Here is a 25680-nt window from a genome sequence, read left to right on the forward strand (position 1 = left end):
GAACATCTTTTTAAGTGCTTTGAGCACGGTCATCTCATCGATTGATTTAGGAATGTACGCCGGGGAGTGTAAAGCAAGAACCCGGCGCGGCGTAGTGTCCTAGCAAATCCGCAACGTAATTGGAAGGATCAAATGAGTGGACTAGCGAAGCTTATCCGCGAGCCAGACACCTATGTCGGAAATTTCCTGCGGTAACACTTCGTGCTCCATTGGGTATTCCTGCCATGTCACGGTGACGCCTTGGGCCTTCAGATGCTCGTAAGCCGCTCGCCCCATGGCATGCAACACCACCGGGTCATTGCTGCCGTGCAAGCAATAGGCCGGGATGCGTTGCTGGCTGGCGGACAGGCTCATTTCGTCGCTGAACGTCGGTGCATAAGTGGACAGCGCGAGCACGCCACCGAGGGGGCCTTCCCAACGCAGGAAGGCAGTGTGCAACACCACGGCGCCGCCTTGGGAAAACCCCGCCAGGAAGATTCGGGCCGGGTCGATGCCGCTGTCACGTTGCTGTTCGATCAGCTTGATGACGTCTTGCGCCGAGCCTTCCAGCTCGCCGCTGTCTATGGCGCGGGCCGGGCTCATGGCCTTGATGTCATACCAGCTGGGCATCGCGTAGCCACCGTTAATGGTGACGGCACGGGTCGGCGCCTGGGGCAGGATGAAACGCGTGGTCTTCAGCGCCTTCTGCAGCATCTCGGCGACTGGCAGAAAATCATAGCGGTCAGCGCCCAGGCCATGCAGCCAGATCACGCAGGCATCGACTGCCAATTCCGGCTCGATGATCAACGGTTCAGTCATGTGTGCTCCATTAGTGTGCGACGCCTCTGGCGCAGCGCTTTAAGGCGGTGCGTCGGGTCGTGTGCGGATGTAGGAAAGATGTCGCAAGGTTACAAGTTTTGATCTTGACCTGTCGCTAATTCGACATTGCCAGCATGGTGGTACGGGCTTTGCTACACAACCCGCGGAGTGAAGGCGCTCACCTCGGGCGGTAACACTAATAGGCTATCAAGCAGACAGCCGAGTGTTGCGTCAGGGGCAGCATGGAATCATCGAGCAGGATTCCGGGCACGATTCGCTTTGAACCTCGGGGTTCAAGGACATCATGGGGCTTCAGTCTGCAGGGCTCGCAACAGGCCGAACACGGGATGACCAGATGCCTGGCGCCGGTGGCGGCCAACGGGTTCAACGTCGCCTGACCCAAAAACAAGCCAACACGGGTCATGAATGCCTCACAAGGGTGCGACGGGGCTAAGGCTCCTACACAACAAAGAGCAAACTGGAGGTTTGAATGAAGATGTTGAAATCCACCCTGGCTGTAGTGGCCGCCGCTGCAGCGCTCGGCCTGACCGGGTTCGCTCAAGCGGGTGCCAAGCTGGACGCCATTCAGAAGAAGGGCTTTATTCAGTGCGGCGTCAGTGACGGTCTGCCAGGCTTCTCGGTTCCAGACGCAAGCGGCAAGATCCAGGGCATCGACGCCGACTTCTGCCGCGCTGTGGCTGCCGCGGTGTTTGGCGACGCGACCAAGGTCAAGTTCAGCCAGCTGAACGCCAAAGAGCGCTTCACCGCGCTGCAGTCCGGCGAAATCGACATCCTGTCGCGTAACACCACCTGGACCAGCTCCCGTGATGCGAGCATGGGCCTGGTCTTCCCGGGCTTCGTCACTTATTACGACGGCGTTGGCTTCCTGGCCAACAGCAAGCTGGGCGTGAAAAGTGCCAAGGAACTGGACGGCGCGACCATCTGTATTCAGGCCGGTACCACCACTGAGCTGAACGTGTCGGACTACTTCCGCGCCAACAACCTCAAGTACACCCCGATCACGTTCGACACCTCCGACGAAAGCGCCAAGTCGCTGGAATCCGGTCGTTGCGACGTACTGACCTCCGACAAGTCCCAGCTCTACGCACAGCGCTCCAAGCTGGCCTCGCCGAAGGACTACGTCGTTCTGCCTGAAACCATCTCCAAAGAACCGCTGGGTCCTGTTGTCGCACGTGGCGATGAAGATTGGACCACCGTTGTTCGCTGGGTGGGCTACGCGCTGCTGAACGCGGAAGAAGCAGGCGTGACGTCGAAAAACGTTGAAGCCGAAGCCAAGTCCACCAAGAACCCGGACGTCGCTCGTCTGCTGGGTGCCGACGGTGAGTACGGCGGTCAGCTGAAACTGAAGAAAGACTGGGTCGTGCAGATCGTCAAGCAAGTCGGTAACTACGGCGAAATCTTCGAGAAGAACCTGGGCGCAGCCACTCCTCTGGAGATCGCTCGCGGTCAGAACGCTCTGTGGAACGCTGGCGGCATTCAATACGCACCACCTGTGCGTTGATTGACCTGCGCCCGGCTGCGTGAATTGCAGCCGGGCGCTTTGTTGCATTTCTTCCGGGGCACTCCATGCAAAATCAAATCAGCGCACCCAAGCAGAGGCTCAGCCTCAGCGACCCTAAAGTGCGTGCGTGGCTATTTCAGATAATTACGGTTGTCGCCGTAGTCGCGATGGGTTGGTATCTGTTCGATAACACCCAGACCAACCTGCAACACCGGGGTATCACCTCAGGTTTCGGTTTCCTTGAAAACAGTGCCGGCTTCGGCATCGCGCAGCACCTGATTCCGTTTACGGAGTCGGACACCTACGCGCGGGTTTTCCTGATCGGATTGCTCAACACGCTGCTGGTGACATTCATCGGCGTGGTCCTTGCGACCCTGCTGGGATTCATCGTCGGCGTCGCGCGTCTGTCCAACAACTGGATCATCAACAAGCTGGCGACGGTTTACGTTGAAGTCTTCCGTAACATTCCACCGCTGCTGCAGATCCTGTTCTGGTATTTCGCGGTGTTCCTGACCCTGCCAGGGCCGCGGGCTGCCCACGGCTTTCTCGGCTCGTTCTTCGTCAGCAGCCGTGGCCTGAACATGCCGGCCGCGATTGCTACCGATGCGGCATGGCCGTTCGTGATCAGCGTAGTGCTGGCCATTGTTGCCATCGTGTTCATGACGCGTTGGGCGAACAAGCGCTTCGAAGCCACGGGCGTACCGTTCCACAAGTTCTGGGCAGGCCTTGCGCTGTTCATCGTGATCCCGGCGCTCTGCGCGCTGATCTTCGGTGCACCGGTGCATTGGGAGGTTCCTGAACTGAAAGGCTTCAACTTTGTCGGCGGCTGGGTACTGATCCCTGAACTGCTGGCGCTGACATTGGCCCTGACAGTTTATACGGCGGCGTTTATCGCCGAGATCGTACGCTCGGGCATCAAGTCGGTGAGTCACGGCCAGACCGAAGCGGCACGTTCGCTGGGCCTGCGTCCAGGGCCGACGCTGCGTAAGGTCATCATTCCCCAGGCGCTGCGAGTGATCATCCCGCCATTGACCAGCCAATACTTGAACCTGGCGAAGAACTCGTCGCTGGCCGCCGGTATCGGTTACCCGGAAATGGTTTCGCTGTTCGCCGGTACCGTGCTCAACCAGACCGGTCAGGCCATCGAAGTCATTGCCATCACCATGAGCGTGTACCTGGCGATCAGTATCAGCATTTCCCTGCTGATGAACTGGTACAACAAGCGCATTGCGCTGATCGAGCGGTGAGGAAACGCGCATGACATCCCATACTTTCAAACCCGACATGCCGCCGCCGAGCAAAGTCTTCGGCCCCGTGGCATGGATGCGCCAGAACCTGTTCTCGAGCTGGATCAACACGCTGTTGACCCTGTTCGCGATCTACCTGATCTGGCTGGTTGTTCCACCGTTGCTGAGTTGGGCCATCTTCGATGCCAACTGGGTCGGCACGACGCGCGAAGACTGCACAAAGGCGGGCGCCTGCTGGGTGTTCATCGAACAGCGCTTCGGCCAGTTCATGTACGGCTATTACCCGCAGGCGCTGCGCTGGCGGGTGGATCTGACCGTCTGGCTGGCGATCATCGGCGTTGCGCCGCTGTTCATCAAAGTGATGCCGCGCAAGGCGATCTACGGCCTGTCGTTCCTGTTCATCTACCCGATCATCGCCTACTTCCTGCTGCATGGCGGCGTATTCGGCCTGGACCAGGTCGCCACCAATCAGTGGGGCGGCTTGATGCTGACCCTGGTGATCGCCACGGTGGGTATCGCCGGCGCGTTGCCGCTGGGCGTGGTGCTGGCACTGGGACGTCGCTCCGAGATGCCGGCCATTCGCGTCTTATGCGTGACGTTCATCGAGTTCTGGCGGGGCGTTCCTTTAATCACGGTGCTGTTCATGTCGTCGGTGATGCTGCCGCTGTTCCTGCCTGAAGGCATGAACTTCGACAAACTGCTGCGCGCACTGATCGGCGTGATTCTGTTCCAGTCGGCGTATGTGGCCGAGGTGGTTCGGGGCGGCATGCAGGCCATTCCAAAAGGTCAGTACGAAGCGGCTGCCGCCATGGGCCTCGGCTACTGGCGCCGCATGGGCCTGGTGATTCTCCCGCAGGCCCTGAAGATGGTCATTCCGGGTCTGGTCAACACCGTGATCGCGTTGTTCAAGGACACCAGCCTTGTGATCATCATCGGCCTGTTCGACCTCCTCAACAGCGTCAAACAAGCTGCCGCCGACCCCAAGTGGCTCGGCATGGCGACCGAGGGTTACGTGTTCGCGGCCCTGGTGTTCTGGATCTTCTGTTTCGGCATGTCCCGCTACTCCATGCATTTGGAGCGTAAGTTGGACACAGGCCACAAGCGTTAGGAGTTTTGTGATGAGTGAAGCTATCAGTAAGCCTCTGGGCGCCGAAGGCATGATCCGGATGGAAGGCGTACATAAGTGGTACGGCCAGTTCCACGTGTTGAAAGACATCAACCTGAACGTGCGTCAGGGCGAGCGCATTGTGTTGTGCGGCCCGTCGGGTTCGGGCAAGTCGACGACCATCCGTTGCCTCAACCGTCTGGAGGAGCACCAGCAGGGTCGCATCGTGGTCGATGGCACCGAGCTGACGTCGGACCTGAAGCAGATCGAGACGATTCGTCGCGAAGTCGGCATGGTGTTTCAGCACTTCAACCTGTTCCCGCACCTGACCATCCTGCAGAACTGCACGCTGGCGCCGATGTGGGTGCGCAAGATGCCCAAGCGCAAGGCCGAAGAAATCGCCATGCATTATTTGGAGCGCGTGCGTATTCCCGAGCAGGCGCATAAATATCCGGGCCAGCTCTCCGGCGGTCAGCAACAGCGTGTGGCGATTGCCCGCGCGCTGTGCATGAAGCCGAAGATCATGCTGTTCGACGAGCCGACCTCGGCCCTCGATCCGGAAATGGTGAAAGAGGTGCTCGACACCATGGTCGGCTTGGCGGAAGAGGGCATGACCATGCTCTGCGTGACTCACGAGATGGGTTTCGCCCGGACCGTCGCCAACCGCGTGATCTTCATGGACAAAGGCGAGATCGTCGAACAAGCCGCGCCGAACGACTTCTTCGATAATCCGCAAAGCGACCGTACAAGGCTGTTCCTCAGCCAGATCCTGCATTGAGTCAGTAGCAGCAATACAAAGAGCCCGGGCCCTGTGCCCGGGTTTTTTATGGCCGGTCGCCTGACGTCTGCCGCAAAACTGTACCCAATTCTCGTAAAACTTGTGTTCTCTGCCGATCTCCAACAGGATTACTCCTTTGCGCAATGCGCTGTTACATCCTCCTGCCCCCACGAGAATCCCATGACGACCAAGGCGCCGACGGCGAGCAGTTCCCGTTCCAATGCTTCGACTCCCCATGAAATTGACAAACTGCTGATCGACGCGGAAGCGGATGACGAGCAGGTGCAGCAGCATCATCCCGTGCTCAAGCGCCCATGGTTCCTGTTGTTGGGCCTGGTGCTGGTGGCGCTGAATCTGCGTCCGGCGTTGTCGAGCATGGCGCCGTTGTTGAGTGAGGTGTCACGAAGCCTGGGACTTTCTGCGGCCACGGCCGGGTTGCTCACCACGCTGCCGGTGTTGTGCCTGGGCCTGTTCGCGCCCCTTGCGCCGATCCTTGCGCGGCGATTCGGCAGTGAGCGCGTGGTACTCGGCATTCTGCTGACCTTGGCCTGCGGCATCATTCTGCGCAGCTCGTTGGGCGAGTTCGGTCTGTTCGCCGGCAGCATCATGGCTGGCGCCAGCATCGGCATCATCGGGGTTCTGCTTCCCGGCATCGTCAAGCGTGACTTCGCCAGGCAGGCCGGTGCCATGACGGGCGTTTACACCATGGCGCTGTGCCTGGGCGCCGCCGTTGCGGCCGGCTCCACGGTGCCGTTGAGCGAGGCGCTGGGTAACGGCGACGGCCGCGACTGGACACTGGGCCTGGGTTTCTGGATCGTCCCGGCGATTCTTGCTGCAATCTTCTGGTGGCCGCAGACGCGTCAACGTCATGGCCAGCACCAGGTGGCTTATCGGGTACGCGGTTTGCGCCGCGATCCTCTGGCCTGGCAAGTCACCCTTTATATGGGCCTGCAATCGTCACTGGCCTACATCGTGTTCGGCTGGCTGCCGTCGATCCTCATCGGGCGAGGACTGACTGCCGTTGACGCCGGCCTGCTGTTGTCCGGTTCGATCATGGTGCAATTGGTCAGCTCGCTGACCGCGCCGTGGCTGGCCACTCGCGGCAAGGATCAGCGCATCGCTATTGTGCTGGTGATGCTGCTGACACTGGCCGGTCTGTTCGGCTGCCTGTATGCGCCACTTGAACAGTTGTGGGGCTGGGCCGTGGTGCTCGGCGTGGGGCAGGGCGGCACGTTCAGCCTGGCATTGACCCTGATCGTGTTGCGCTCGCGGGACTCCCATGTCGCCGCCAACCTGTCGAGCATGGCTCAAGGCTTCGGCTACACCCTCGCGTCGCTCGGGCCTTTCGCGGTCGGCGTCGTGCATGACTGGACCGGCAACTGGGACTCGGTGGGCTGGATCTTCGGGATCATCGGCATCGCCGCTATCATCGCTGGTCTGGGCGCCGGGCGTGCGCTGTACGTGGGCGTGACCAGCGAGAAAGTCTGAGGGGAAGCATTTGTGATGCGAATGCCCGTGGCAAAACGCGGTGGGGCCGCTTATCGTGCAGGCATCCTATATCCATGGACGGCGTTCCCATGAGCGAGACCTTTACCAGCGAACACAACAGCGCGGTCATCACGCGCTTCTACGAGGCGTTCAGCCGCCTCGACGCCGAGGCGATGGCTGCGTGCTACAGCGAGGACGTGGTGTTCTCCGACCCGGTGTTTGGCGAGTTGCACGGGCGGGATGCAGGCGACATGTGGCGCATGCTGACCTCCCGGGCCCGTGACTTCTCGGTGGTGTTCGATCACGTTCGTGCCGATGCCACGACTGGCGCGGCGCACTGGGTCGCGACCTACCTGTTCAGCCAGACCGGCCGCACGGTGGTCAACGACATTCAGGCGCGGTTTGTGTTTCGCGACGGCAAGATCTGCGAGCACCACGATCAGTTTGATCTATGGCGCTGGTCGCGTCAGGCGCTCGGCACAAAGGGCGTATTACTGGGCTGGACGGCGCTTGTGCAAAACGCCATCCGTGCGCAGGGCCAGAAAGGGCTGAACGCTTTTCAGGCCAGTCGCTGACGTTTGATAGAGTCCGTTCCCCTCGCTACTGGTCCACGGTCCCGCATGTCTGAAGCCGAAATCGCCACCGCACCTGTGTCCGAAGCCGTGCCGGTCAAATCCTGGTTCGTGTACTTGGTGCGCGCGGCCAACGGTTCTTTGTACTGCGGCATCAGCAATGATCCGCAGCGCCGGTTCGCCCAACATCAAGCCGGCAAAGGCGCGCGCTTTTTCAGCTCGAGCCCCGCGGTGGCGCTGGTGTATGTCGAAGCTTGTCGCGACAAGGGGGATGCCCTGCGGCAGGAAAGGCTGATCAAAAAGCTGCGTAAAAGCGCCAAGGAATACCTCGCCGCCAGCTACATCCAGCCGAGTGATGCTGCGCCATCAGGCCGAGCGGGTATGCCGTAAGCGCGCAGGAGGCTAAGCTGGGGCTTTATCCCTGCGGATGGCCCGAAGCATGTCTGAGTTGATTCTTCATCACTATCCAACGTCACTGTTCGCCGAGAAAGCCCGCCTGATGCTGGGCTTCAAAGGCCTGTCATGGCGCTCGGTCAACATCCCGTCGATCATGCCCAAGCCCGACCTCATGGCCCTCACCGGCGGCTATCGCAAAACCCCGGTTCTGCAAGTGGGCGCCGACATCTACTGCGACACCGCGTTGATCGCCCGGCGTCTTGAGCAGGAAAAATCGTCTCCCACGTTCTATCCCGAAGGTCAGGAGTTCACGGCGGCCAGCCTCGCGGCGTGGGCGGATTCGGTGCTGTTCCTGCATGCGGTCAGCCTGGTGTTTCAGCCGGCATCCCTTGCTGTGCGTTTCGCCAAAGTCCCGCCTGAGGCCGTGAAGGCATTCGTTGCCGACCGTGCCACACTGTTCAACGGCGGCAGCGCCAATCGCGTGCCGCTGGAAGTGGCTCAGCATCAATGGCCGACGCTGATGGCGCGTCTGGAAACCCAGCTTGAGCGCAACGGTGATTTCCTCCTGGGTGCGCCCTCGATTGCCGACTTCTCGGTGGCTCACACCTTGTGGTTCCTCAAACAAACCCCTGTGACGTCCCCGCTCGTCGACGCCTATCCGGCGGTGTTGAGTTGGTACGAGCGCGTTATTGCGTTCAGCCATGGCGCGCCGAGTGAATTGAGCTCGAGCGACGCCGTTGAGATCGCTCGCGCTGCTACTCCGGCGCCGGTGCCCGATGAAGATTTCACCGACCCCAACGGTTTCACCATCGGCCAGCAGGTCACCGTGTCCGCAGTGGATTACGGCGTTGACGCAGTGGCGGGCGAGCTGATTTTCAGCGGGCGCGAAGCGATCATCCTGCGTCGCGAAGATGAACGCGCAGGCACCGTGCATGTGCACTTCCCGCGTTTCGGTTTTCAAATCAAGACGATTTGACAAGTTGATAGAGAAGTAAGCCCGGCGCAATGCCGGGCTTTATCGCGGCGCCGAATAATCGCTGTGTTTTAATTGCCTATCAATCTGACGGATTAACGCACGACGGTCGTAACTGTCAGTTGTGACAGTTGTTAAAAAAAACACTCGGTTTACTCTCTTCTTTCAACGTGAACAAAACTCGTCCGGTCCTTGAGAACGTCGGTGCCCCCTTGTGCCGTCGATATTCTCAATGTTCAGTGATGTCGGACGGTTTATTCCAGGACGGGAGAGCATGTCATGGTCAAGGCCAATACGTTCGGTGTATCGCTACTTGTTATTGCAATGCAAAGCGCTGATGTTTATGCGGCCAGTTGCGCTGATACGGCCAAGGCACTGACGCGTCAGTATTACGATACGCGAGACAACTGCGGCAAAGCCTCGTCACCTGCGTTTTTGTGCAACGGGGTTATCTTCAGGGCGACCATTCCGTCGGACGACTACAATTCATGGGACCCGAGCCCGGCCTCGGTCAAAAGTGGCGGTACATCCTTCTCTTACCTGCGCAAGGACGCCAAGTTTTCCCGGCTCGTCCGCTATGAAAACAATGGCTACGTGCTCTTTCCGATTCAGGCGCTGCCGACTGACAAAAGCCCCTATAACGTGCTGTGCTCGTTCCCGATGGATGGCGGCACTGATTCGCGGGTCGACAAGGGCTGTGGCTCCTCTCCGGTGGCGACCGCGCCAGGCAAAGGCGCTGAGTGCTTTTCTCAAAAGATCGAGACCGGTCGCCAATGGGCAGAGCAGTACAAGACGCAGACCAAGGGCGACAATCGCAATGAGTGCGGCTTTGATGTTCGCGATCCACTGGACCGGCACGCAACTGACAACTTCAATGCAAGTCTGAGCGCCATGCGTGAAATGGGAAAGACGTCGTTCAATAAACAGAATGAACTCAGGCTGGCTACCTGGAGCGCTGAAACGCCTGATAAAGACTTGCCGATTCAGGCTTTTTTCTATTTGCCCGAACCTGGGGGCGGCAAGGACGATGCCCGGTTTGATCAACAACGTTATTACTCACAAACGGGTATCTGGGTGCCGATTATCGCAATGACACTTCCGGACTCCCCGTCTAAAGATGCAACGTTTGCCTGCGACGCCGATGATCAGGCCGTCTCCGAATCGGGCAAGACAATCAATCGCTATATCAAGTCCGCCACGTGGGCACTGCGCCCTGACCCGGGCACGGGAGAAGAGGAGTGGTCGCTGTCGGTCGTGCTGACCGAATTGGGCAAGAAGCAAACAGGCTCTTCAGGCTCTGACACGGTGTATGCCGAACTGGTCCGCAAGTATAAAAACGATTTTCAATGGAAACAAAATGATGGCGGTGGCATGCGCCGTCAGTTGGTATGCCACTTCAGCATTGCGCGCAATAAGGATGAATTCAATCTGGAGCCGTTCCGCCCCGATCTCTCTGAAGAGAAAGCCGAGGCGGCGGGTTGCAATCCGGTGTGACCCCCAGCAGCTGAGCGTCAGGTGTCACTTCAGCGCAGCGAGAATCTGCTCTTCGCTAAACCCCCTGATCAACGTGCCATTCACGTCGATCAGGGGAATGCCGCGGCCACCCAGGGCCTCATAGGCCTTGCGCCCGGCGGCGTCTTTCTCGATATCGAACTCGGTATAGCGGATGCCCTGGCTGTCGAGAAAACGCCGTGTCTGTTTGCAGTAGCCGCACCAGTCGGTGGCGTATAACGTCACTTGCGCGTTGGCCTGCGCATGCTCCGATAGAGTGGAGGAAGGGTGGACCAGGTTTTCGATCTTGCCCCAGTTCTGGTAAACGACTACCACCAGCATGATGAGCAAGAACTTCTTCACGGTACGAACGAACATTCGGGTCTTGGCTCCTCGGCAGGGATCAGCGGCGTTTAAGTTGATCGGTCAACTGAGTGGGCAGCCCCTTGATGATCAGCGTGCCTTTCTCCTCGTCGTACTCGATCTTGTCGCCCAGCAGGTGCGCCTCAAAGCTGATCGACAGACCTTCTGCGCGGCCGGTGAAGCGACGGAACTGACTGAGGGTACGCTTATCCGCAGGAATCTCGGGCGACAGGCCGTAATCCTTGTTGCGGATGTGATCGTAGAAGGCCCGCGGGCGGTCCTCGTCGATCAGGCCTGACAATTCTTCCAGGGCGATGGGCTCGCCCATTTTGCTCTGGCTGCTGGCGTAGTCGACCAGCGCCTTGGTCTTCTCGCGAGTGGATTCTTCCGGCAGGTCTTCGCTCTCGACGAAGTCACTGAAGGCCTTGAGCAGGGTGCGGGTCTCGCCCGGCCCGTCGACGCCTTCCTGGCAGCCGATGAAGTCGCGGAAGTACTCGGAAACCTTCTTGCCGTTCTTGCCCTTGATGAACGAGATGTACTGCTTAGAGGCCTTGTTGTTCTGCCACTCGGAAATATTGATCCGGGCCGCGAGGTGCAGTTGGCCAAGGTCCAGATGCCGGGATGGCGTTACGTCCAGGGCTTCGTTCACGGCCACGCCTTCGCTGTGGTGCAGCAGTGCGATCGCCAGGTATTCAGTCATGCCCTGCTGATAGTGAGCGAACAACACGTGGCCGCCGACCGACAGGTTCGACTCTTCCATCAGCTTCTGCAGATGCTCGACCGCAATGCGGCTGAACTGGGTGAAATCCTTGCCCTGATCGAGATACTCCTTCAGCCAGCCACTGAACGGGTGCGCGCCGGACTCGGCATGAAACAGCCCCCAGGCCTTGCCCTGCTTGGCGTTATAGCTTTCGTTGAGGTCTGCCAGCATGTTCTCGATGGCCTGCGACTCGGCAAGTTCGGAGTCCCGGGCGTGGAGCACGGCGGGCGTGCCGTCGGGTTTTTTGTCGATCAGGTGGACGATGGCGTGACGGATCGGCATGGATTTCTCGGCTGCTGAAGGGAAACTGAACGGGACCAGACCAGGCCCGTGCGAAAGTCGGCAAGTGTACCGCAGACGGGCCTGGGAACGCTCTGGAAGGGCCGAAAACGCTGACCTGCGCCCATTAATATGACTTTTTTACGCCTCTCGGGCGATAAAGCTGACCAAATGGGTAGGTAGGGGCGGATATTTGCGTTGCGCTGTGCTAGTTTTGCCCGGTCCTGAGCGCCCAAGCGCGCCAGGCGTGCAGTTTGTGGGCGTTCGGCCGAACCAAAGGCCGTTTACAGTATCTACATTTCGCGTCTGTACCACACTCTGCAAACCATTCGAATTTGATAGGGAAGGAACACCACCATGGCTCTGACTAAAGACCAATTGATCGCCGATATCGCAGAAGCAATCGACGCGCCTAAAACCACCGCGCGCAACGCTCTCGACCAATTGGGTCAAATCGTCGCTGACCAACTGGAAAACGGCAGTGAAATCACTCTGCCAGGCATCGGCAAACTGAAAGTCACCGAGCGTCCAGCACGCACCGGCCGCAACCCTTCGACTGGCGCAGCCATCGAAATCGCTGCCAAGAAAGTGGTCAAGTTCGTACCCGCCAAAGTGCTGACTGACTCGGTCAACAAGTAAGCGAAAACGCTGCTTGGATGAGGAACCGTGTGACGGAGTGATCCGGACACGGTTTTTTTGTGCCCGCTATTTCTTGAAAGGGTTGCACCCGGCCGCTTTGGCCGCCGCTTCGGAAACCACCGGGCGGAAGGGCTCCAGGTTCCAGTCAGTGCGTTGCGGATAGTTGCGCACGATGCAGGCGATTTGTTGCTTCATGCTGCCCGCGTCTGTTTCTTCGTCCCGCCACTGCGGGTCTGAACCGCGCAAGTCGTAGAGCTCCTGATAGACCTCTTGCTGTTGACTCGCTTGTACTTTTTTCCCGAGCTCCGTCAGCACGACATTCAGGGTCCACTCTGTTTTCCCGGTGCCTGGGTCCAGGCGCTGTTCCCAGTTGCTCTTTGCGATGAATTTCGCGCTTATGTTGCTGTTGAGGTTAAGCGAAACCCCTTGATCGGCGGCGCTGTAGGTGAATCGTTGCTCCGGCGCCCGTGTGAAATCGACTTTCAGGATAGGTACTGCGTAGCCTTGCCCATAGAGTTTTCGTTGGAAGGTGCGCGCATTGGCCAGGCCGTCCTGCTGCACCGCGGCTTTGCCGTTGTCGCCTCGGACGGGGTAGTTGAAAGCGCTTTTACCTTGGTAAATAAACGCATCGATGTCATCCATGATGTCGCTGCCGCCGGCGGCATTCTTGAGCATGAATTCGTTGAAGAAGTCCTTGCGCGAATAAGGGTCGGCGTTGGTGGTGGTCACTCTGGCTTCATGGGCCTGGATCATCGCGTCCCACTGCGCAGGCACTTCGGCGTTCCACGAGCACTGCGTCGTCTGAATAGGCTGTCGGGCGCCGCCCTGATATTTCTGTTTCCACTGCTCGGCCGTGTTGACGTTCTGATCGGCACAGGTGCCGTAGGCCCATTGAGCGTTCTTGTTCACTGTCGTAGGTTGGGCAGGGGGCACGAAGGTGGCGTCATTGAAGGGCCCGCAGCCGTACCACTTGCGATCCGGTCCTGTGTAACCATCGAACGTGTAGATACAGGCCCAGCCCTCCTGCTTGACCGGGAGCTGTAGCGCGAGTCCGTCCGTTGGCGTCCTGAGGATGAAGCCGGCAGGGTGAACCAGGACTGTTGTGCTCAGGTCACGGCGTATCCACGTGTAGGACGTTGCGCCGGTTTGCAGCGCGTAGGGGCTGTAGTCCCAGGGATTGAAATTGCCGTCATTGACCATGCGCAAGGTGATGCCGCTGCAGTAGTAATGGCCCCGGGCGGCGCCGGTGTCCGGCTCTGTGCAGTGGTTGTCGATGCGGTTGTAACTGGCGTTGATGCGCCGGACCGTTTCGACCGGATCGAGATTCGTCTTCAATTCAACTGCCCAGGACGGGCAGTTCCAGACCATCAATACGCAGATAACACAGGCTATAGCGCGCATGGCTGACCTCCTTGTGCTCGGACACGCGACGAGGAGTCAGCTTATGAACGGGGAGGTTGGCCGTCTACTGGCAGAAATGACACTGCCGTTTGGGGCTCAGGGCTTGCGTGCGATCCAGCGCTCCTCCCGCCAGGCGTGCTGACGAGCGCTGTCGTGAAAGGTCCAGGCCACGAAGCGGCTCTGTTTCTGACCCTGGCCCATCTCCACCGTATGGCTTTCAACAGCACCGGCTTTTTTCAGCGCGCTCTGGATGAGAGGCAGGTTCGACGCTTTGGACACCAGCGTGCTGAACCACAACACCTGGGCCGCCACCTGAGCACTTTCATTGATCAACTGCGTCACGAAGCGCGCCTCGCCACCTTCGCACCACAGCTCAGCCGCCTGGCCACCGAAATTCAGCACCGGCAATTTGCGTTTGGGGTCTGCCTTGCCGAGGGCTCGCCATTTGCGCTGGCTGCCGCTTAACGCTTCCTCAGCCGAGGCGTGGAAGGGCGGGTTACATACGCTGATGTCGAAGCGCTCATCGGGCTGCAGCAGGTGGGTCAGGATGTGTTTAGGGTTGGTCTGCTCCCGGAAGCTGATGCTCTTGCTCAAGCCGTTCGCTTTGACGATGGTCGCCGCCGAGGCGAGGGCGATCTTGTCGATGTCAGAGCCCAAAAACGACCAGCCGTATTCGCCCTGACCGATCAGTGGGTAGATGCAGTTGGCGCCCGTGCCAATGTCCAGCACCGTAACGGATGCGCCGCGAGGAATGACGCCGTCGTTGCGCTCCGCCAGCAGGTCCGCCAGAAAGTGCAGATAATCGGCGCGCCCAGGGATTGGCGGGCACAGGTAGTCCGCGGGAATATCCCAATGGGCAATGCCGTAGAACGCCTTGAGCAACGCGCGATTAAACACTCGCACGGCAGCCGGGTTGGCGAAGTCGATGCTTTCCTTGCCATAGGGATTGAGGATCACAAACGTGCCCAGTTCGGGGCTGCTTTTGATCAGGCGCGGAAAGTCGTAATGACCCTGATGGCGGTTGCGCGGGTGCAGGGTGGCTTTCTCACGCGGCGCGGCAGGCTTGGCCTGTTGGGCAGGTTTGGCTTTCTTGCGTGGGGAGCTGCGCTGGGGCTTGGGGGCGTCGGTGCTGGTCATCGGTGATGCATTCTCGTGAAAGCACAACCCCTGTAGACGTGAGCTTGCTCGCGATAACCGTGTATCAGTCAACGGTTGGGTTGCTGATATACCGCTATCGCGAGCACGCTCACGCCTACAGGGGTCATGGTCGTCAACCGGCCTGCGATTCAGGCCGGCTGATTTGATCGGATTACAGACTCGCGATCCGCGCGTGCTGCTCTGCCAGCTTGCCCAGCGCCTGTTCGGCTTCGGCCATCTTCGCGCGTTCCTTGGCGATGACTTCAGGCGGCGCCTTGTCGACGAACGCGGCATTGGACAGCTTTCCGCCAACCCGCTGAACTTCGCCCTGCAGACGCTGGATTTCCTTGTCCAGACGCGCCAGTTCGGCATCTTTGTCGATCAATCCGGCCATCGGCACCAGCACTTCCATCTCACCAACCAGCGCGGTCGCGGACAGCGGTGCTTCGGCGCCGGCTTCCAGCACGGTGAACGATTCGAGCTTGGCCAGCTTCTTCAGCAGGTGCTCGTTCTCGTTCAGGCGGCGCTGGTCTTCGGCGCTGACGTTCTTGAGGAACAACTGCAGCGGCTTGCCCGGGCCGATGTTCATCTCGCCGCGGATGTTGCGCACGCCGAGCATCAGGCTCTTGAGCCATTCGATGTCGCCTTCGGCCGCGACGTCGATGCGCGCATCATTCGCCACCGGCCACGGTTGCAGCATGATGGTCTTGCCTTCAACGCCGGCCAGCGGCGCGAGGCGCTGCCAGATTTCTTCGGTGATGAATGGCATGAACGGATGCGCCAGACGCAGTGCGACTTCCAGCACACGCACCAGCGTGCGACGGGTGCCACGCTGACGCTCGACCGGCGCCGTCTCGTCCCACAAAACCGGCTTGGACAGCTCCAGGTACCAGTCGCAATACTGGTTCCAGATGAACTCATACAGCGCCTGCGCCGCGAGGTCGAAACGGAACTGATCCAGCTGACGGGTCACTTCGGCTTCAGTGCGTTGCAGCTGCGAGATGATCCAGCGATCCGGCAGCGAGAGCTCGAACGCTTCGCCGTTCTGACCGCAGTCTTCGCCCTTGTCGAGCACGTAGCGCGCGGCGTTCCAGATCTTGTTGCAGAAGTTGCGATAGCCCTCGACGCGGCCCATGTCGAACTTGATGTCACGGCCGGTGGACGCCAGCGAGCAGAACGTGAAGCGCAGGGCATCGGTGCCGTAGCTGGCGATGCCGTCGGCGAACTCGTCGCGGGTCTGCTTCTCGATCTTCTTCGCCAGCTTGGGCTGCATCATGCCGGAGGTGCGTTTCTGCACCAGGGCTTCGAGCTCGATGCCGTCGATGATGTCCAGCGGATCAAGGACGTTGCCCTTGGACTTGGACATCTTCTGGCCCTGGCCATCACGCACCAGACCGTGCACATACACGGTCTTGAACGGCACCTGCGCCGTACCGTCTTCGTTCTTCACCAGGTGCATGGTGAGCATGATCATCCGGGCAACCCAGAAGAAAATGATGTCGAAACCGGTGACCAATACGTCGGTCGGGTGGAAGGTTTTCAGGAAGTCGGTCTGTTCAGGCCAGCCCAGGGTGGAGAACGTCCACAGGCCGGAGCTGAACCAAGTGTCGAGCACGTCGTTGTCCTGCTGCAGGGCAACATCGGGACCCAGGTTGTGCTTGGCGCGGACTTCGGCTTCGTCGCGGCCGACGTAGACCTTCCCGGACTCGTCGTACCAGGCCGGAATGCGGTGGCCCCACCAGAGCTGACGGCTGATGCACCAGTCCTGAATGTCACGCATCCAGGAGAAGTACATGTTCTCGTATTGCTTGGGCACGAAGGCGATACGGCCGTCTTCAACGGCGGCGATGGCCGGTTCAGCCAGCGGCTTGGTCGACACGTACCACTGATCCGTCAGCCACGGCTCGATGATGGTCCCGGAGCGGTCGCCCTTCGGTACTTTCAAACCGTGGTCGTCAACGCTGACCAACAGACCCGCGGCGTCGAACGCAGCCACGATCTGCTTGCGCGCCTCGAAGCGGTCGAGGCCGGCGTATTCGGCAGGGAGGGTGCCGTCGACCGTGTCGTTCAGCGTGCCGTCGAGGTTGAACACCTGGGCTGCGGGCAGAACGGCAGCGTTCTTGTCGAAGATGTTCAGCAGCGGCAGGTTGTGGCGCTTGCCGACGTCGTAGTCGTTGAAGTCGTGGGCCGGGGTGATCTTCACGCAGCCGGTGCCGAATTCAGGGTCGCAGTAGTCGTCCGCGATGATCTGGATGCGACGGCCTACCAGCGGCAGCTCGACGAACTTGCCGATCAGCGCCTGGTAGCGCTCATCGTTCGGGTTCACGGCGACGGCGGCGTCGCCAAGCATGGTTTCCGGACGGGTCGTGGCAACGATCAGGTAATCCAGACCTTCAGCGGTCTTGGCACCATCGGCCAGCGGGTAGCGCAGGTTCCACAGATGGCCTTTCTCGTCGTGGTTTTCCACTTCGAGGTCAGAGATGGCGGTGTGCAGCTTGGTGTCCCAGTTGACCAGACGTTTGCCACGGTAAATCAGGCCGTCTTCATGCAGTCGCACGAACGCCTCTTTAACCGCTTCGGACAAGCCGTCGTCCATCGTGAAGCGCTCACGGCTCCAGTCGACCGACGAGCCCAGGCGACGGATCTGGCGGCTGATGTTGCCACCGGACTGATCCTTCCATTCCCAGACTTTTTCGAGAAATTTGTCGCGACCCAGATCGTGACGGCTCTGACCCAAGGCCTCGAGCTGACGCTCCACCAGCATCTGCGTGGCGATACCGGCGTGGTCGGTGCCTGGCTGCCACAGGGTGTTGCGACCCTGCATGCGGCGGAAGCGGATCAGGGCATCCATGATCGCGTTGTTGAAACCGTGGCCCATGTGCAGGCTGCCGGTGACGTTCGGCGGCGGAATCATGATGGTGTACGAGTCGCCCGCGCCTTGCGGAGCGAAATAGTTTTCGGACTCCCAGGTCTGGTACCAGGAAGTTTCGATGGCGTGCGGCTGGTAGGTCTTGTCCATGCGAGGCGGGAACCTGATCTGCTTTGAGTCGGAAAAGCCGACGAGTATAGCTTTTCAAGGCGGCGTCAAGCTACAAGCGCTAGGTCAGGTGCTACGAGCGGTGATGCCCGGAATCGTCGCGGGCATCTGTAGGACTGCGCTTACCCGCGATCCCGGATCGAAAAGCGAACGGGTTCAGCTGGTGTATTGACTCAGCAGCCGTTCCATCCGCGCATCCAGACGGCGTTTGATCTCGTTCTCGATGTGCGGGGCGAAGTCGTCGATCACGTCCTGCATGATCAACTGCGCAGCGGCCCGTAGTTCGGCATCCAGGTGCAGCAGCGCGTCAGCGTTCGGCGCCTTGGCGCTCGACGCGCTCGATGCGCTCGACGCGCTCGACGCGCTCGATGCGTTGGCCGCGGGTGCGGCAGGGGTAACAGCCGCAACCGGCTCGGGCGTGAGCAGGGGAATGTCATTGAGGTTGGCTTCGTGCTCATCGAGCGTCACGACCTGGCCGGTGACCACGTCAAACAGCAGCGGGATCTGCTCGTCGCTGTTCACGGACTCGGTCAGCAGGGGCGGCTGGGCCGGATCATCGCCCAACAGCTGGCGAATCGACTCGAGGTCATCCAGCAGGTGCGCTGAATCTTTCAGGTGTTTTGAATTATCCATCGTGTGCTCAAAGACGCTGCAGCTTGTGATCCTGCAGAGGATAGCCCTGTTCGCGGTAGAAGCGAAAACTCTCGCGCGCCGCGAGGCGGATGGCTGGATCCTCGACAACGATCTCGGCGACACGCGCGAATCGTTTGAAGAATTCCGGGATGCGCAGGTCGAGATTGACCAGCAGATCCTGATGTTGGCCGGGGTCGCTGCCGATACCCAGCGCCACGGGAGCGTCCTGGTCGTCTTCGACCGATCCATGGGGTACGAACGCTTCGCCCCGGAAGCGCCACAGTCGGGCGTCCAGTTCCTCGCGCTGTCCGGCATCGCTGCAATGCAGGTACACCCGATGGCCGAGGCGCCAGGCCTTGTCGGTGAGTTTGCAGGCGAAGTCCAGGCGCGCGACGGGGTCGGCACTCGGCAGAATGTAGAAGTCGACTTGGGTCATGGGTGATTCCAGAACGCTGAACGCGCCGACCGGGGAGGCCGGCGCGTTTGCAGCGGCTTAAACGCCAGCGCGGTCGATCAGGTATTGGGTCAGCAGCGGAACCGGACGGCCCGTTGCGCCCTTGTCCTTGCCGCCGCTCAGCCATGCCGTACCGGCGATGTCCAGGTGCGCCCACTCGTAGGCTTTGGCAAAGCGCGAGAGGAAACAGGCAGCGGTGATGGTGCCGGCTTTCGGGCCGCCGATGTTGGCGATGTCGGCAAACGGGCTGTCCAGCTGCTCTTGATACTCATCGAACAACGGCAGCTGCCAGGCACGGTCGTCGGCGCGTTTGCCGGCTTCGAGCACCTGGTTGATCAACGCGTCGCTGTTGCCCAGCAAGCCCGAAGTGTGACCGCCCAGCGCGACGACACAAGCGCCTGTCAGGGTCGCGATGTCGATAACAGCCTGTGGCTTGAAGCGTTCGGCGTAGGTCAGCGCGTCGCACAGCACCAGACGGCCTTCGGCGTCGGTGTTGAGGATCTCGACGGTCTGGCCGCTCATGGTCTTGACGATGTCGCCCGGACGCGTGGCGTTGCCGCTCGGCATGTTTTCAGCCGCCGCAACGATGCACACCAGGTTGATCGGCAGTTGCAGTTCGAGTACGGCGTTCAGGGTGCCGAATACGCTCGCCGCGCCGCACATGTCGAATTTCATTTCGTCCATGCCCAGGCCCGGCTTGAGGCTGATGCCGCCCGTGTCGAAAGTGATGCCCTTGCCGACCAGCACGAAAGGCTTTTCGCTTTTCTTGCCGTTGGAATACTGCATGACGATCAGGCGTGGCGGCTGAGCGCTGCCTTGACCGACCGCGAGGAACGAACCCATGCCCAACTTTTCGATGTCTTTCTCGTCGAAGATTTCGACCTTGAGGCCCTTGTTGGCTTTGCCCATCGCCTTGGCCTGCTCGCCCAGATAAGTCGGATGGCAGATGTTCGGCGGCATGTTGCCCAGGTCGCGGGTCACGGCCATGCCGGCAGCGATGGCCTGTGCATGCTTGGCCGCGCGCTCGACGTCGGCGACGTTGGCTTTCGCGGTCAGCAGGGTGACTTTTTTCAGGGCGCGAGGATCGACTTTCTGGCTCTTGAACCGATCGAAAACGTATTCGCCGTCGGCCAGCGTCTCGACCAACAGGCGGTTCTTGCCATAAACGTCGCGATTCTTGACGTTCAGTTGATCAAGGTCGAAGCCGGCATCAACGCCGCCCAGGCTTTTCAGGGTGCTGAGCGCGCCGCTGATGATCTTGCGGAACTGGCGATCGTTCAATTCCGGCTCTTTACCCGAACCCACCAGTAATACGCGCTCGGCTTTCAGGTTGGGCAGGCTGTGCAACAACAGGCTCTGGCCGATCTTGCCGGACAGGTCGCCGCGCTTGAGCACAGCGCTGATGGCGCCGCCGCTCAGGGTGTCGAGGGTGCTTGCGGTGTCGCTCAGCGTGCGGCCTTCACCGACGGCGACCACCAGCGTGGCGGTCTTCAAGGTTTCTGCACTGACGCTTTTAACAACCAATTCCATGTCGGGGTCCCCGAATAAACTGTGAGTTATCGCACTTGAGCACACGGCTCGGCAGCGGCGCAGAAGTATTTACACCGGCATGCCTGCGGCAAGGCCCGCAGTTTGACCCTGCGAGCCAATGGATGACAACCCCGTCCGGGTGCGCGCGTGTGCCGGTTGCAGAAGTATCCCGCGCGCGCAGTGACAGACACACCCAATCACAGGATAATGCCGCATATTTTTTTGGTGGTACGCCGTCGCGCGCATCATGGCTGATTCATTTCATTGTCATGCCGCCTTAGCGTGACAACCCTGGAGTGTCTGGTTTGATTGTCTTCCGTTACCTGTCCCGAGAAGTGCTGGTTACCCTGAGCGCTGTCAGTGCTGTGCTGCTGGTAATCATCATGAGTGGCCGTTTCATCAAGTACCTGGCCCAGGCGGCATCGGGCGCACTCGATCCGGGTGTCCTGTTTCTGATCATGGGTTTCCGTCTGCCGGGCTTCCTGCAACTGATTCTCCCTCTGGGGCTGTTCCTCGGGATTCTCCTGGCGTACGGCCGGTTGTACCTCGAAAGTGAGATGACCGTACTGGCCGCCACCGGCATGAGCCAGCAACGTCTGCTGCTGATCACCCTCGCGCCGGCTGCGCTGGTTTCACTGCTGGTGGCCTGGCTCAGCTTCAGCCTCGCGCCCCAGGGCGCTACGCAGTTCCAGCTGCTGATCAACAAGCAGGACGCGATGACTGAATTCGACACGCTGGTGCCGGGTCGCTTCCAGCTCCTGCGTGACGGCAGCCGCGTGACTTACACCGAGACCATGAGCGACGACCGCATCAACCTGGGCGGCGTGTTCATCTCCGAGAAGAAGCTCGACGAGAAGAAAGACCACGGCATCACCGTGCTGGTCGCGGAAAAAGGCCGGCAGGAAATCAAACCCGACGGCACGCGTTACCTGATTCTCGACAACGGCTATCGCTACGACGGCAATCCCGGTCAGGCCGATTACCGCGCGATCAAATACGACACCTACGGTGCCTTGCTGCCCAAGCCGGACATCAGCGATGAAGTCACTGACCGTGATGCCATCTCCACCAGCGAGCTGCTGACCGGCGAAGACAGCCTGCGCAACCGGGCCGAGCTGCAATGGCGGGTTTCGCTGCCGATTCTGGTGTTCATCGTGACGCTGATGGCGGTGCCACTGGCACGGGTCAACCCGCGTCAGGGCCGCTTCCTCAAGCTCCTTCCGGCAATTCTTCTTTATATGGCTTACCTCACCATCCTGATTGCCGCGCGCGGCGCGCTGGAGAAGGGCAAGATCCCGATGGGCCTCGGCCTGTGGTGGGTGCATGCGCTGTTTCTGTCCATCGGACTGGGGTTGCTCTACTGGGAGCCTCTGCGCCTGAAGCTTGCGAGTCGCCGCAGCGTGTCGGGGGTGGCTCATGGTTAAGCTCGATCGGTACATCGGCAAAAGCGTGTTCATGGCGATCCTTGCGGTACTGGGGATCATCCTCGGGCTGGCCTCGCTGTTCGCCTTCATCGACGAAATGGCTGACATCAGCGACACCTACACCTTCTGGGACGCTGGCAGTTTCGTGTTGATGACCGCGCCGCGTCGTCTCTACGACATGCTGCCGATGGCCGCGCTGATCGGTTGCCTGATCGGTCTTGGCGCACTGGCGAGCAGCAGCGAACTGACCATCATGCGCGCCGCCGGTGTGTCGATCGGCCGTATCGTCTGGGCGGTCATGAAGCCCATGCTGGTGCTGATGGTGGCGGGTCTGTTGATCGGCGAGTATGTCGCGCCGGTGACCGAAGCCTCGGCCCAGGCCGCGCGTTCCCTCGCTCAAGGCACCGGCGACGCGCAGAGCGCCAAGCACGGTCTGTGGCACCGTCAAGGTGAGGAGTTCATCCACATCAACACGGTGCAACCGAACGGCCTGCTGTATGGCGTCACCCGTTACCATTTCGATGACCAGCGCCACATGCTGACATCAAGCTTCGCCAGGCAAGCCAACTTCATGACCGATTACTGGTTGTTGAAGGACGTTACCACCACAGTGTTCCACGACGGTCGCACCGAAGTGGTCACCGCCCCTGAAGAGCGCTGGAACGTGGCGTTGAGCCCGCAGTTGCTGAGCACGGTGGTGCTGCCGCCTGAGTCACTGTCGATGACCGGGCTTTATGGCTATGCGCGTTATCTCGCCGATCAGGGGTTGAACAACGGTCGTTACTGGCTGGCGTTCTACACCAAGATCCTCCAGCCGCTGGTGACGGTCGCGCTGGTGCTGATGGCGATTTCCTTCATCTTCGGGCCTTTACGCTCGGTGACGCTGGGCCAACGCGTGTTCACGGGCGTGCTCGTGGGCTTCACCTTCCGTATCGCTCAGGATCTCTTGGGGCCGTCGAGCCTTGTGTTCGGCTTCTCGCCACTTTTCGCCGTGCTGGTGCCGGCGGGCGTGTGCGCCCTGGCGGGTATATGGTTGCTGCGCCGCGCGGGCTGATACCTGCTGCGCGATGAAAAGCCGACCCCTGGGTCGGCTTTTTTGTGGGGTAAAGGGTGCTGTCGCACAGCAAACACAATCCCTGTGGGAGTGAGCTTGCTCGCGAAGACGGCGTTACTGTCGATGAGCATCCAGCGAATGTGCCGGCCCCTTCGCGAGCAAGCTCGCTCCCACATTTCGGTCATCTGCCGGAGCATTGGCGACGCCATGTCCGACAAGCGTGCCTTCCGCAGCAACCGGCGTGTGTCTTAATTTCGCTTCCACTCCCGGGGTACTCGCACCAGCTGCGTTTCGGAATACAGGTCATGCCAGCAGCGTTTCTGTTTGTCGAACAGGCTCCAGAAGAAACCCAGCCCGACACACAGCCATGAGGCGATTGCCACGACGAACCGCAGCAGCGCTTGCCACAGGCTGATAGCAGTTCCGTCGGCGTTCTGCACGCGTATTCCCCAGACCTGCATGCCCAGGGTCTGGCCCGCGCGGGTCCAGAAATGGGCGAAGAAACCGAACAGCGTGATCAGCAGAATCGAGGACAGCAGGGGATCGGCATCAAGCGCGCCGGACTCGGACAGCTGGCGCAGTCTGGCTTCGCCGACAAACCCCATCCAGACCAGTTTGTAGAGAAACGCAGTGACCATCAGCAGTGCTACGCATAACAGCGCGTCGTAGCTGATCGCAGCCAGGCGCCGGCCCAATCCCGCGGCGGGGAAGTCGCCCTGGGGGTGTAAAACGTGTCGGATCATGGCGGCGCTCGTTAAATCGGAGGCGGGCAGTTTACGGAATCGCAGGCACAAAAAAGCCCCTGATGTTGGCCATCAGGGGCTCTTTGCGTCGGCTGATCAGGCCTCGGCTTGTACTTCGTCAGCCTGCATGCCTTTTTGGCCCTGCACTGCGACGAACGTCACTTTCTGGCCTTCTTTCAGGCTTTTGAAGCCGTTGCCTTGAATAGCGCGGAAGTGGACGAACAGATCCGGACCGCTTTCAGGCGTGATAAAACCAAAACCCTTCTCATCGTTAAACCACTTAACGGTGCCGCTCTGACGTGTAGACATTTTCTTATTCCTTGACGCATTAAATTAATGACAGTCTCTTTCACGCGAAAGAGTACTGGGGCTGGTTGCAGGAAGAAGAAACGTAGAGCGGGATGTAGCATTGCTTTTGGCGCTACTGCCCGGGTCACGATCCCAGCGACCCATGCAAACACAGTCGAGAAACTCTACGCTAACTCTCGCCGAAAAAACAAGCCCCGCTCGGGCCAGCATTCATAGGGGTTTTTGGCTTTTTGAAAACATTAACCACGTTCGCAAGATCGATAGTTTTTAATGTTTAGAGGGTTATCGAAGTTCAATATTTTGACAGTTTGGATGCACTTAACCCTGGCGCCAGACTGCAGCATCCGCACAGTTTAATGCACTGTTGCGGTGCCGCATTTTTTGACGGTGTTACTTAACCGCGGAAGTAACGTGCCGGAACGAATGGCATTTTCGTCACCTGCATAGGGACTTTCTTGCCGCGGACGATTGCCCAGACAGCTGTTCCCAGCGCAGTGAAACCCGCATCGACATAACCCATGGCCAACGGCGCACTCAGCGTCGGGCCAAAACCGCCGCTGCAGACAGTCCCGATGGTCTTTCCATCGGCATCGACGATTTCAGCGCCTTCTCGCACGGGTGTGCGTTCCTGTGGCAGCAGGCCGACACGTTTACGCGCCGCACCGCTTTGGTGCTGGGCAAAGATCTTGTCGGCACCGGGGAAGCCGCCTGCACGTGCACCATCGGCACGACGAACCTTGGAAATCGCCCACAGCAGGCTGGCTTCGATCGGCGTGGTGTCGGTGTTCATGTCGTGGCCGTAGAGGCACAGGCCGGCTTCCAGTCGCAGCGAGTCGCGTGCGCCCAGGCCAATCGGCGCCACTTCGGGCTCCGCGAGCAGTCGACGCGCCAGGGCTTCTGCCTGATCTGCCGGCACTGAAATCTCGTAGCCGTCTTCACCGGTGTAGCCCGAGCGGCTGACATAGCAGTCGATGCCGTCGATCTTCGTCGAGGTGTAGTGCATGAAGGTCATCTGTTCAACTTCCGGCGCCAGCCGCGACAGTGCGGTGACGGCCTGCGGACCTTGCAGCGCGAGCAATGCGCGTTCGTTGAACAGCGGCGTTATCTCGCACTGATGGCCGATGTGCTGCTGCAGGTGCGCCAGGTCTTCATTCTTGCAGGCGGCGTTCACCACCAGCATGAGTTGATCGTTACCCAGATTGGCGACCATCAGGTCGTCGAGAATGCCACCGGTTTCATTGGTGAACATCGCGTAACGCTGCATGCCGACCGGCAGATCGATGATGTCCACTGGCACCAGGGTTTCAAGCGCTTTCGCTGCATTCGCGCCGCTCAAGAGGATCTGACCCATGTGCGAAACGTCGAACAGGCCGGCCTGATCCCGGGTGTGCAGGTGTTCTTTCATGACGCCAGCAGGGTACTGAACGGGCATGTCGTAGCCGGCGAACTCGACCATTTTCGCGCCCAGTTCACGGTGCAGGGCGTTGAGCGGGGTCTTCAGCAATTCGGTGGTCATGGGGTCACTCCTTGAAAGCGGTTCCGGCTTC

The 25680-nt window shown here is 60.0% G+C and carries 24 protein-coding genes; 12 read left to right on the forward strand and 12 right to left on the reverse strand.

The features are described from left to right. Window positions 1–141: 141 nt before the first annotated feature. Window positions 142–798 (reverse strand): alpha/beta fold hydrolase, encoded by a 657-nt coding sequence (locus tag AC3ISG_RS04085; RefSeq protein WP_122622536.1) that lies wholly within the window; start codon window positions 796–798, stop codon window positions 142–144. A 490-nt stretch (window positions 799–1288) separates the two neighbouring features. On the opposite strand from AC3ISG_RS04085, the gene AC3ISG_RS04090 reads away from it, so the two are divergent. The 9 genes from AC3ISG_RS04090 to AC3ISG_RS04130 all read left to right on the forward strand — a co-directional run bounded on the left by AC3ISG_RS04090 (window position 1289) and on the right by AC3ISG_RS04130 (window position 10373). Then, on the forward strand, window positions 1289–2320 hold the full coding sequence (locus tag AC3ISG_RS04090) for an amino acid ABC transporter substrate-binding protein (RefSeq protein ID WP_489298569.1): 1032 nt from the start codon (window positions 1289–1291) through the stop codon (window positions 2318–2320). Between the two features lie 65 nt (window positions 2321–2385). Then, complete coding sequence (locus AC3ISG_RS04095) at window positions 2386–3567, forward strand: amino acid ABC transporter permease (RefSeq protein WP_122535856.1); 1182 nt, start codon at window positions 2386–2388, stop codon at window positions 3565–3567. Between the two features lie 10 nt (window positions 3568–3577). Beyond that, on the forward strand, window positions 3578–4675 hold the full coding sequence (locus AC3ISG_RS04100; protein WP_122622534.1) for an amino acid ABC transporter permease: 1098 nt from the start codon (window positions 3578–3580) through the stop codon (window positions 4673–4675). A 10-nt stretch (window positions 4676–4685) separates the two neighbouring features. Then, the gene (locus AC3ISG_RS04105; RefSeq protein WP_037014923.1) at window positions 4686–5450 is read left to right on the forward strand and encodes an amino acid ABC transporter ATP-binding protein; all 765 of its coding nucleotides are present in this window, start codon (window positions 4686–4688) and stop codon (window positions 5448–5450) included. A gap of 180 nt (window positions 5451–5630) precedes the next feature. Next, entirely contained in the window at window positions 5631–6938 is a 1308-nt protein-coding gene (locus AC3ISG_RS04110) for a CynX/NimT family MFS transporter (RefSeq protein ID WP_205486782.1), read from the forward strand. Between the two features lie 89 nt (window positions 6939–7027). After that, complete coding sequence (locus tag AC3ISG_RS04115; protein ID WP_489298570.1) at window positions 7028–7513, forward strand: nuclear transport factor 2 family protein; 486 nt, start codon at window positions 7028–7030, stop codon at window positions 7511–7513. A 45-nt stretch (window positions 7514–7558) separates the two neighbouring features. Next, on the forward strand, window positions 7559–7900 hold the full coding sequence (locus tag AC3ISG_RS04120; protein ID WP_489298571.1) for a GIY-YIG nuclease family protein: 342 nt from the start codon (window positions 7559–7561) through the stop codon (window positions 7898–7900). A 49-nt stretch (window positions 7901–7949) separates the two neighbouring features. Beyond that, the gene (locus AC3ISG_RS04125) at window positions 7950–8882 is read left to right on the forward strand and encodes a glutathione S-transferase family protein (protein WP_489298572.1); all 933 of its coding nucleotides are present in this window, start codon (window positions 7950–7952) and stop codon (window positions 8880–8882) included. A gap of 276 nt (window positions 8883–9158) precedes the next feature. Beyond that, window positions 9159–10373: a DUF2599 domain-containing protein gene (locus tag AC3ISG_RS04130; protein ID WP_489298573.1), complete on the forward strand. Its 1215-nt coding sequence runs from the start codon at window positions 9159–9161 to the stop codon at window positions 10371–10373. Between the two features lie 24 nt (window positions 10374–10397). Here the strand turns inward: AC3ISG_RS04130 and AC3ISG_RS04135 are convergent, their stop codons facing one another. Both AC3ISG_RS04135 and yejK read right to left on the reverse strand, forming a co-directional pair. Continuing rightward, window positions 10398–10748, reverse strand: coding sequence for a glutaredoxin family protein (locus AC3ISG_RS04135; RefSeq protein WP_489298574.1), 351 nt, complete (start codon window positions 10746–10748; stop codon window positions 10398–10400). Between the two features lie 25 nt (window positions 10749–10773). Further along, a complete protein-coding gene (yejK, locus tag AC3ISG_RS04140) occupies window positions 10774–11775 on the reverse strand; it encodes a nucleoid-associated protein YejK (RefSeq protein ID WP_074884246.1) in 1002 nt (333 codons plus the stop codon). Window positions 11776–12129: 354 nt separating this feature from the next. Here yejK and AC3ISG_RS04145 point away from each other — a divergent pair, with 354 nt between their 5' ends. Further along, window positions 12130–12411: an HU family DNA-binding protein gene (locus tag AC3ISG_RS04145; RefSeq protein ID WP_037014905.1), complete on the forward strand. Its 282-nt coding sequence runs from the start codon at window positions 12130–12132 to the stop codon at window positions 12409–12411. A 66-nt stretch (window positions 12412–12477) separates the two neighbouring features. Here AC3ISG_RS04145 and AC3ISG_RS04150 read toward each other — a convergent pair whose 3' ends face one another. The 6 genes from AC3ISG_RS04150 to AC3ISG_RS04175 form a co-directional block, all read right to left on the reverse strand. Further along, the gene (locus AC3ISG_RS04150; RefSeq protein ID WP_489298575.1) at window positions 12478–13812 is read right to left on the reverse strand and encodes a DUF2599 domain-containing protein; all 1335 of its coding nucleotides are present in this window, start codon (window positions 13810–13812) and stop codon (window positions 12478–12480) included. A gap of 96 nt (window positions 13813–13908) precedes the next feature. Next, complete coding sequence (gene rlmF, locus AC3ISG_RS04155; protein ID WP_489298576.1) at window positions 13909–14949, reverse strand: 23S rRNA (adenine(1618)-N(6))-methyltransferase RlmF; 1041 nt, start codon at window positions 14947–14949, stop codon at window positions 13909–13911. Between the two features lie 172 nt (window positions 14950–15121). Next, window positions 15122–17968 (reverse strand): valine--tRNA ligase, encoded by a 2847-nt coding sequence (locus AC3ISG_RS04160; RefSeq protein ID WP_489298577.1) that lies wholly within the window; start codon window positions 17966–17968, stop codon window positions 15122–15124. Window positions 17969–18142: 174 nt separating this feature from the next. Next, entirely contained in the window at window positions 18143–18619 is a 477-nt protein-coding gene (locus tag AC3ISG_RS04165; protein ID WP_489298578.1) for a DNA polymerase III subunit chi, read from the reverse strand. Window positions 18620–18626: 7 nt separating this feature from the next. Then, window positions 18627–19055: a DNA polymerase III subunit chi gene (locus AC3ISG_RS04170; protein ID WP_122535868.1), complete on the reverse strand. Its 429-nt coding sequence runs from the start codon at window positions 19053–19055 to the stop codon at window positions 18627–18629. A 57-nt stretch (window positions 19056–19112) separates the two neighbouring features. Further along, entirely contained in the window at window positions 19113–20603 is a 1491-nt protein-coding gene (locus tag AC3ISG_RS04175) for a leucyl aminopeptidase (RefSeq protein WP_122535869.1), read from the reverse strand. 305 nt (window positions 20604–20908) lie between these two features. Between AC3ISG_RS04175 and lptF the strand changes: the two genes are divergently transcribed. Together lptF and lptG are read left to right on the forward strand one after the other, a co-directional pair. Then, the gene (gene lptF / locus AC3ISG_RS04180) at window positions 20909–22027 is read left to right on the forward strand and encodes an LPS export ABC transporter permease LptF (protein WP_489298579.1); all 1119 of its coding nucleotides are present in this window, start codon (window positions 20909–20911) and stop codon (window positions 22025–22027) included. Continuing rightward, a complete protein-coding gene (gene lptG / locus AC3ISG_RS04185) occupies window positions 22020–23081 on the forward strand; it encodes an LPS export ABC transporter permease LptG (RefSeq protein WP_122622521.1) in 1062 nt (353 codons plus the stop codon). Before lptF ends, lptG begins: the two co-directional genes overlap by 8 nt. 248 nt (window positions 23082–23329) lie before the next feature. Here the strand turns inward: lptG and AC3ISG_RS04190 are convergent, their stop codons facing one another. The 3 genes from AC3ISG_RS04190 to gcvT all read right to left on the reverse strand — a co-directional run bounded on the left by AC3ISG_RS04190 (window position 23330) and on the right by gcvT (window position 25649). Continuing rightward, a complete protein-coding gene (locus AC3ISG_RS04190) occupies window positions 23330–23824 on the reverse strand; it encodes an RDD family protein (RefSeq protein ID WP_122535871.1) in 495 nt (164 codons plus the stop codon). A gap of 96 nt (window positions 23825–23920) precedes the next feature. Then, on the reverse strand, window positions 23921–24133 hold the full coding sequence (locus tag AC3ISG_RS04195; protein WP_003227496.1) for a cold-shock protein: 213 nt from the start codon (window positions 24131–24133) through the stop codon (window positions 23921–23923). Window positions 24134–24527: 394 nt separating this feature from the next. Beyond that, window positions 24528–25649: a glycine cleavage system aminomethyltransferase GcvT gene (gene gcvT, locus AC3ISG_RS04200; protein WP_489298580.1), complete on the reverse strand. Its 1122-nt coding sequence runs from the start codon at window positions 25647–25649 to the stop codon at window positions 24528–24530. Window positions 25650–25680 lie beyond the last annotated feature (31 nt).

It is taken from the genome of Pseudomonas sp. GL_135 (assembly GCF_057834665.1).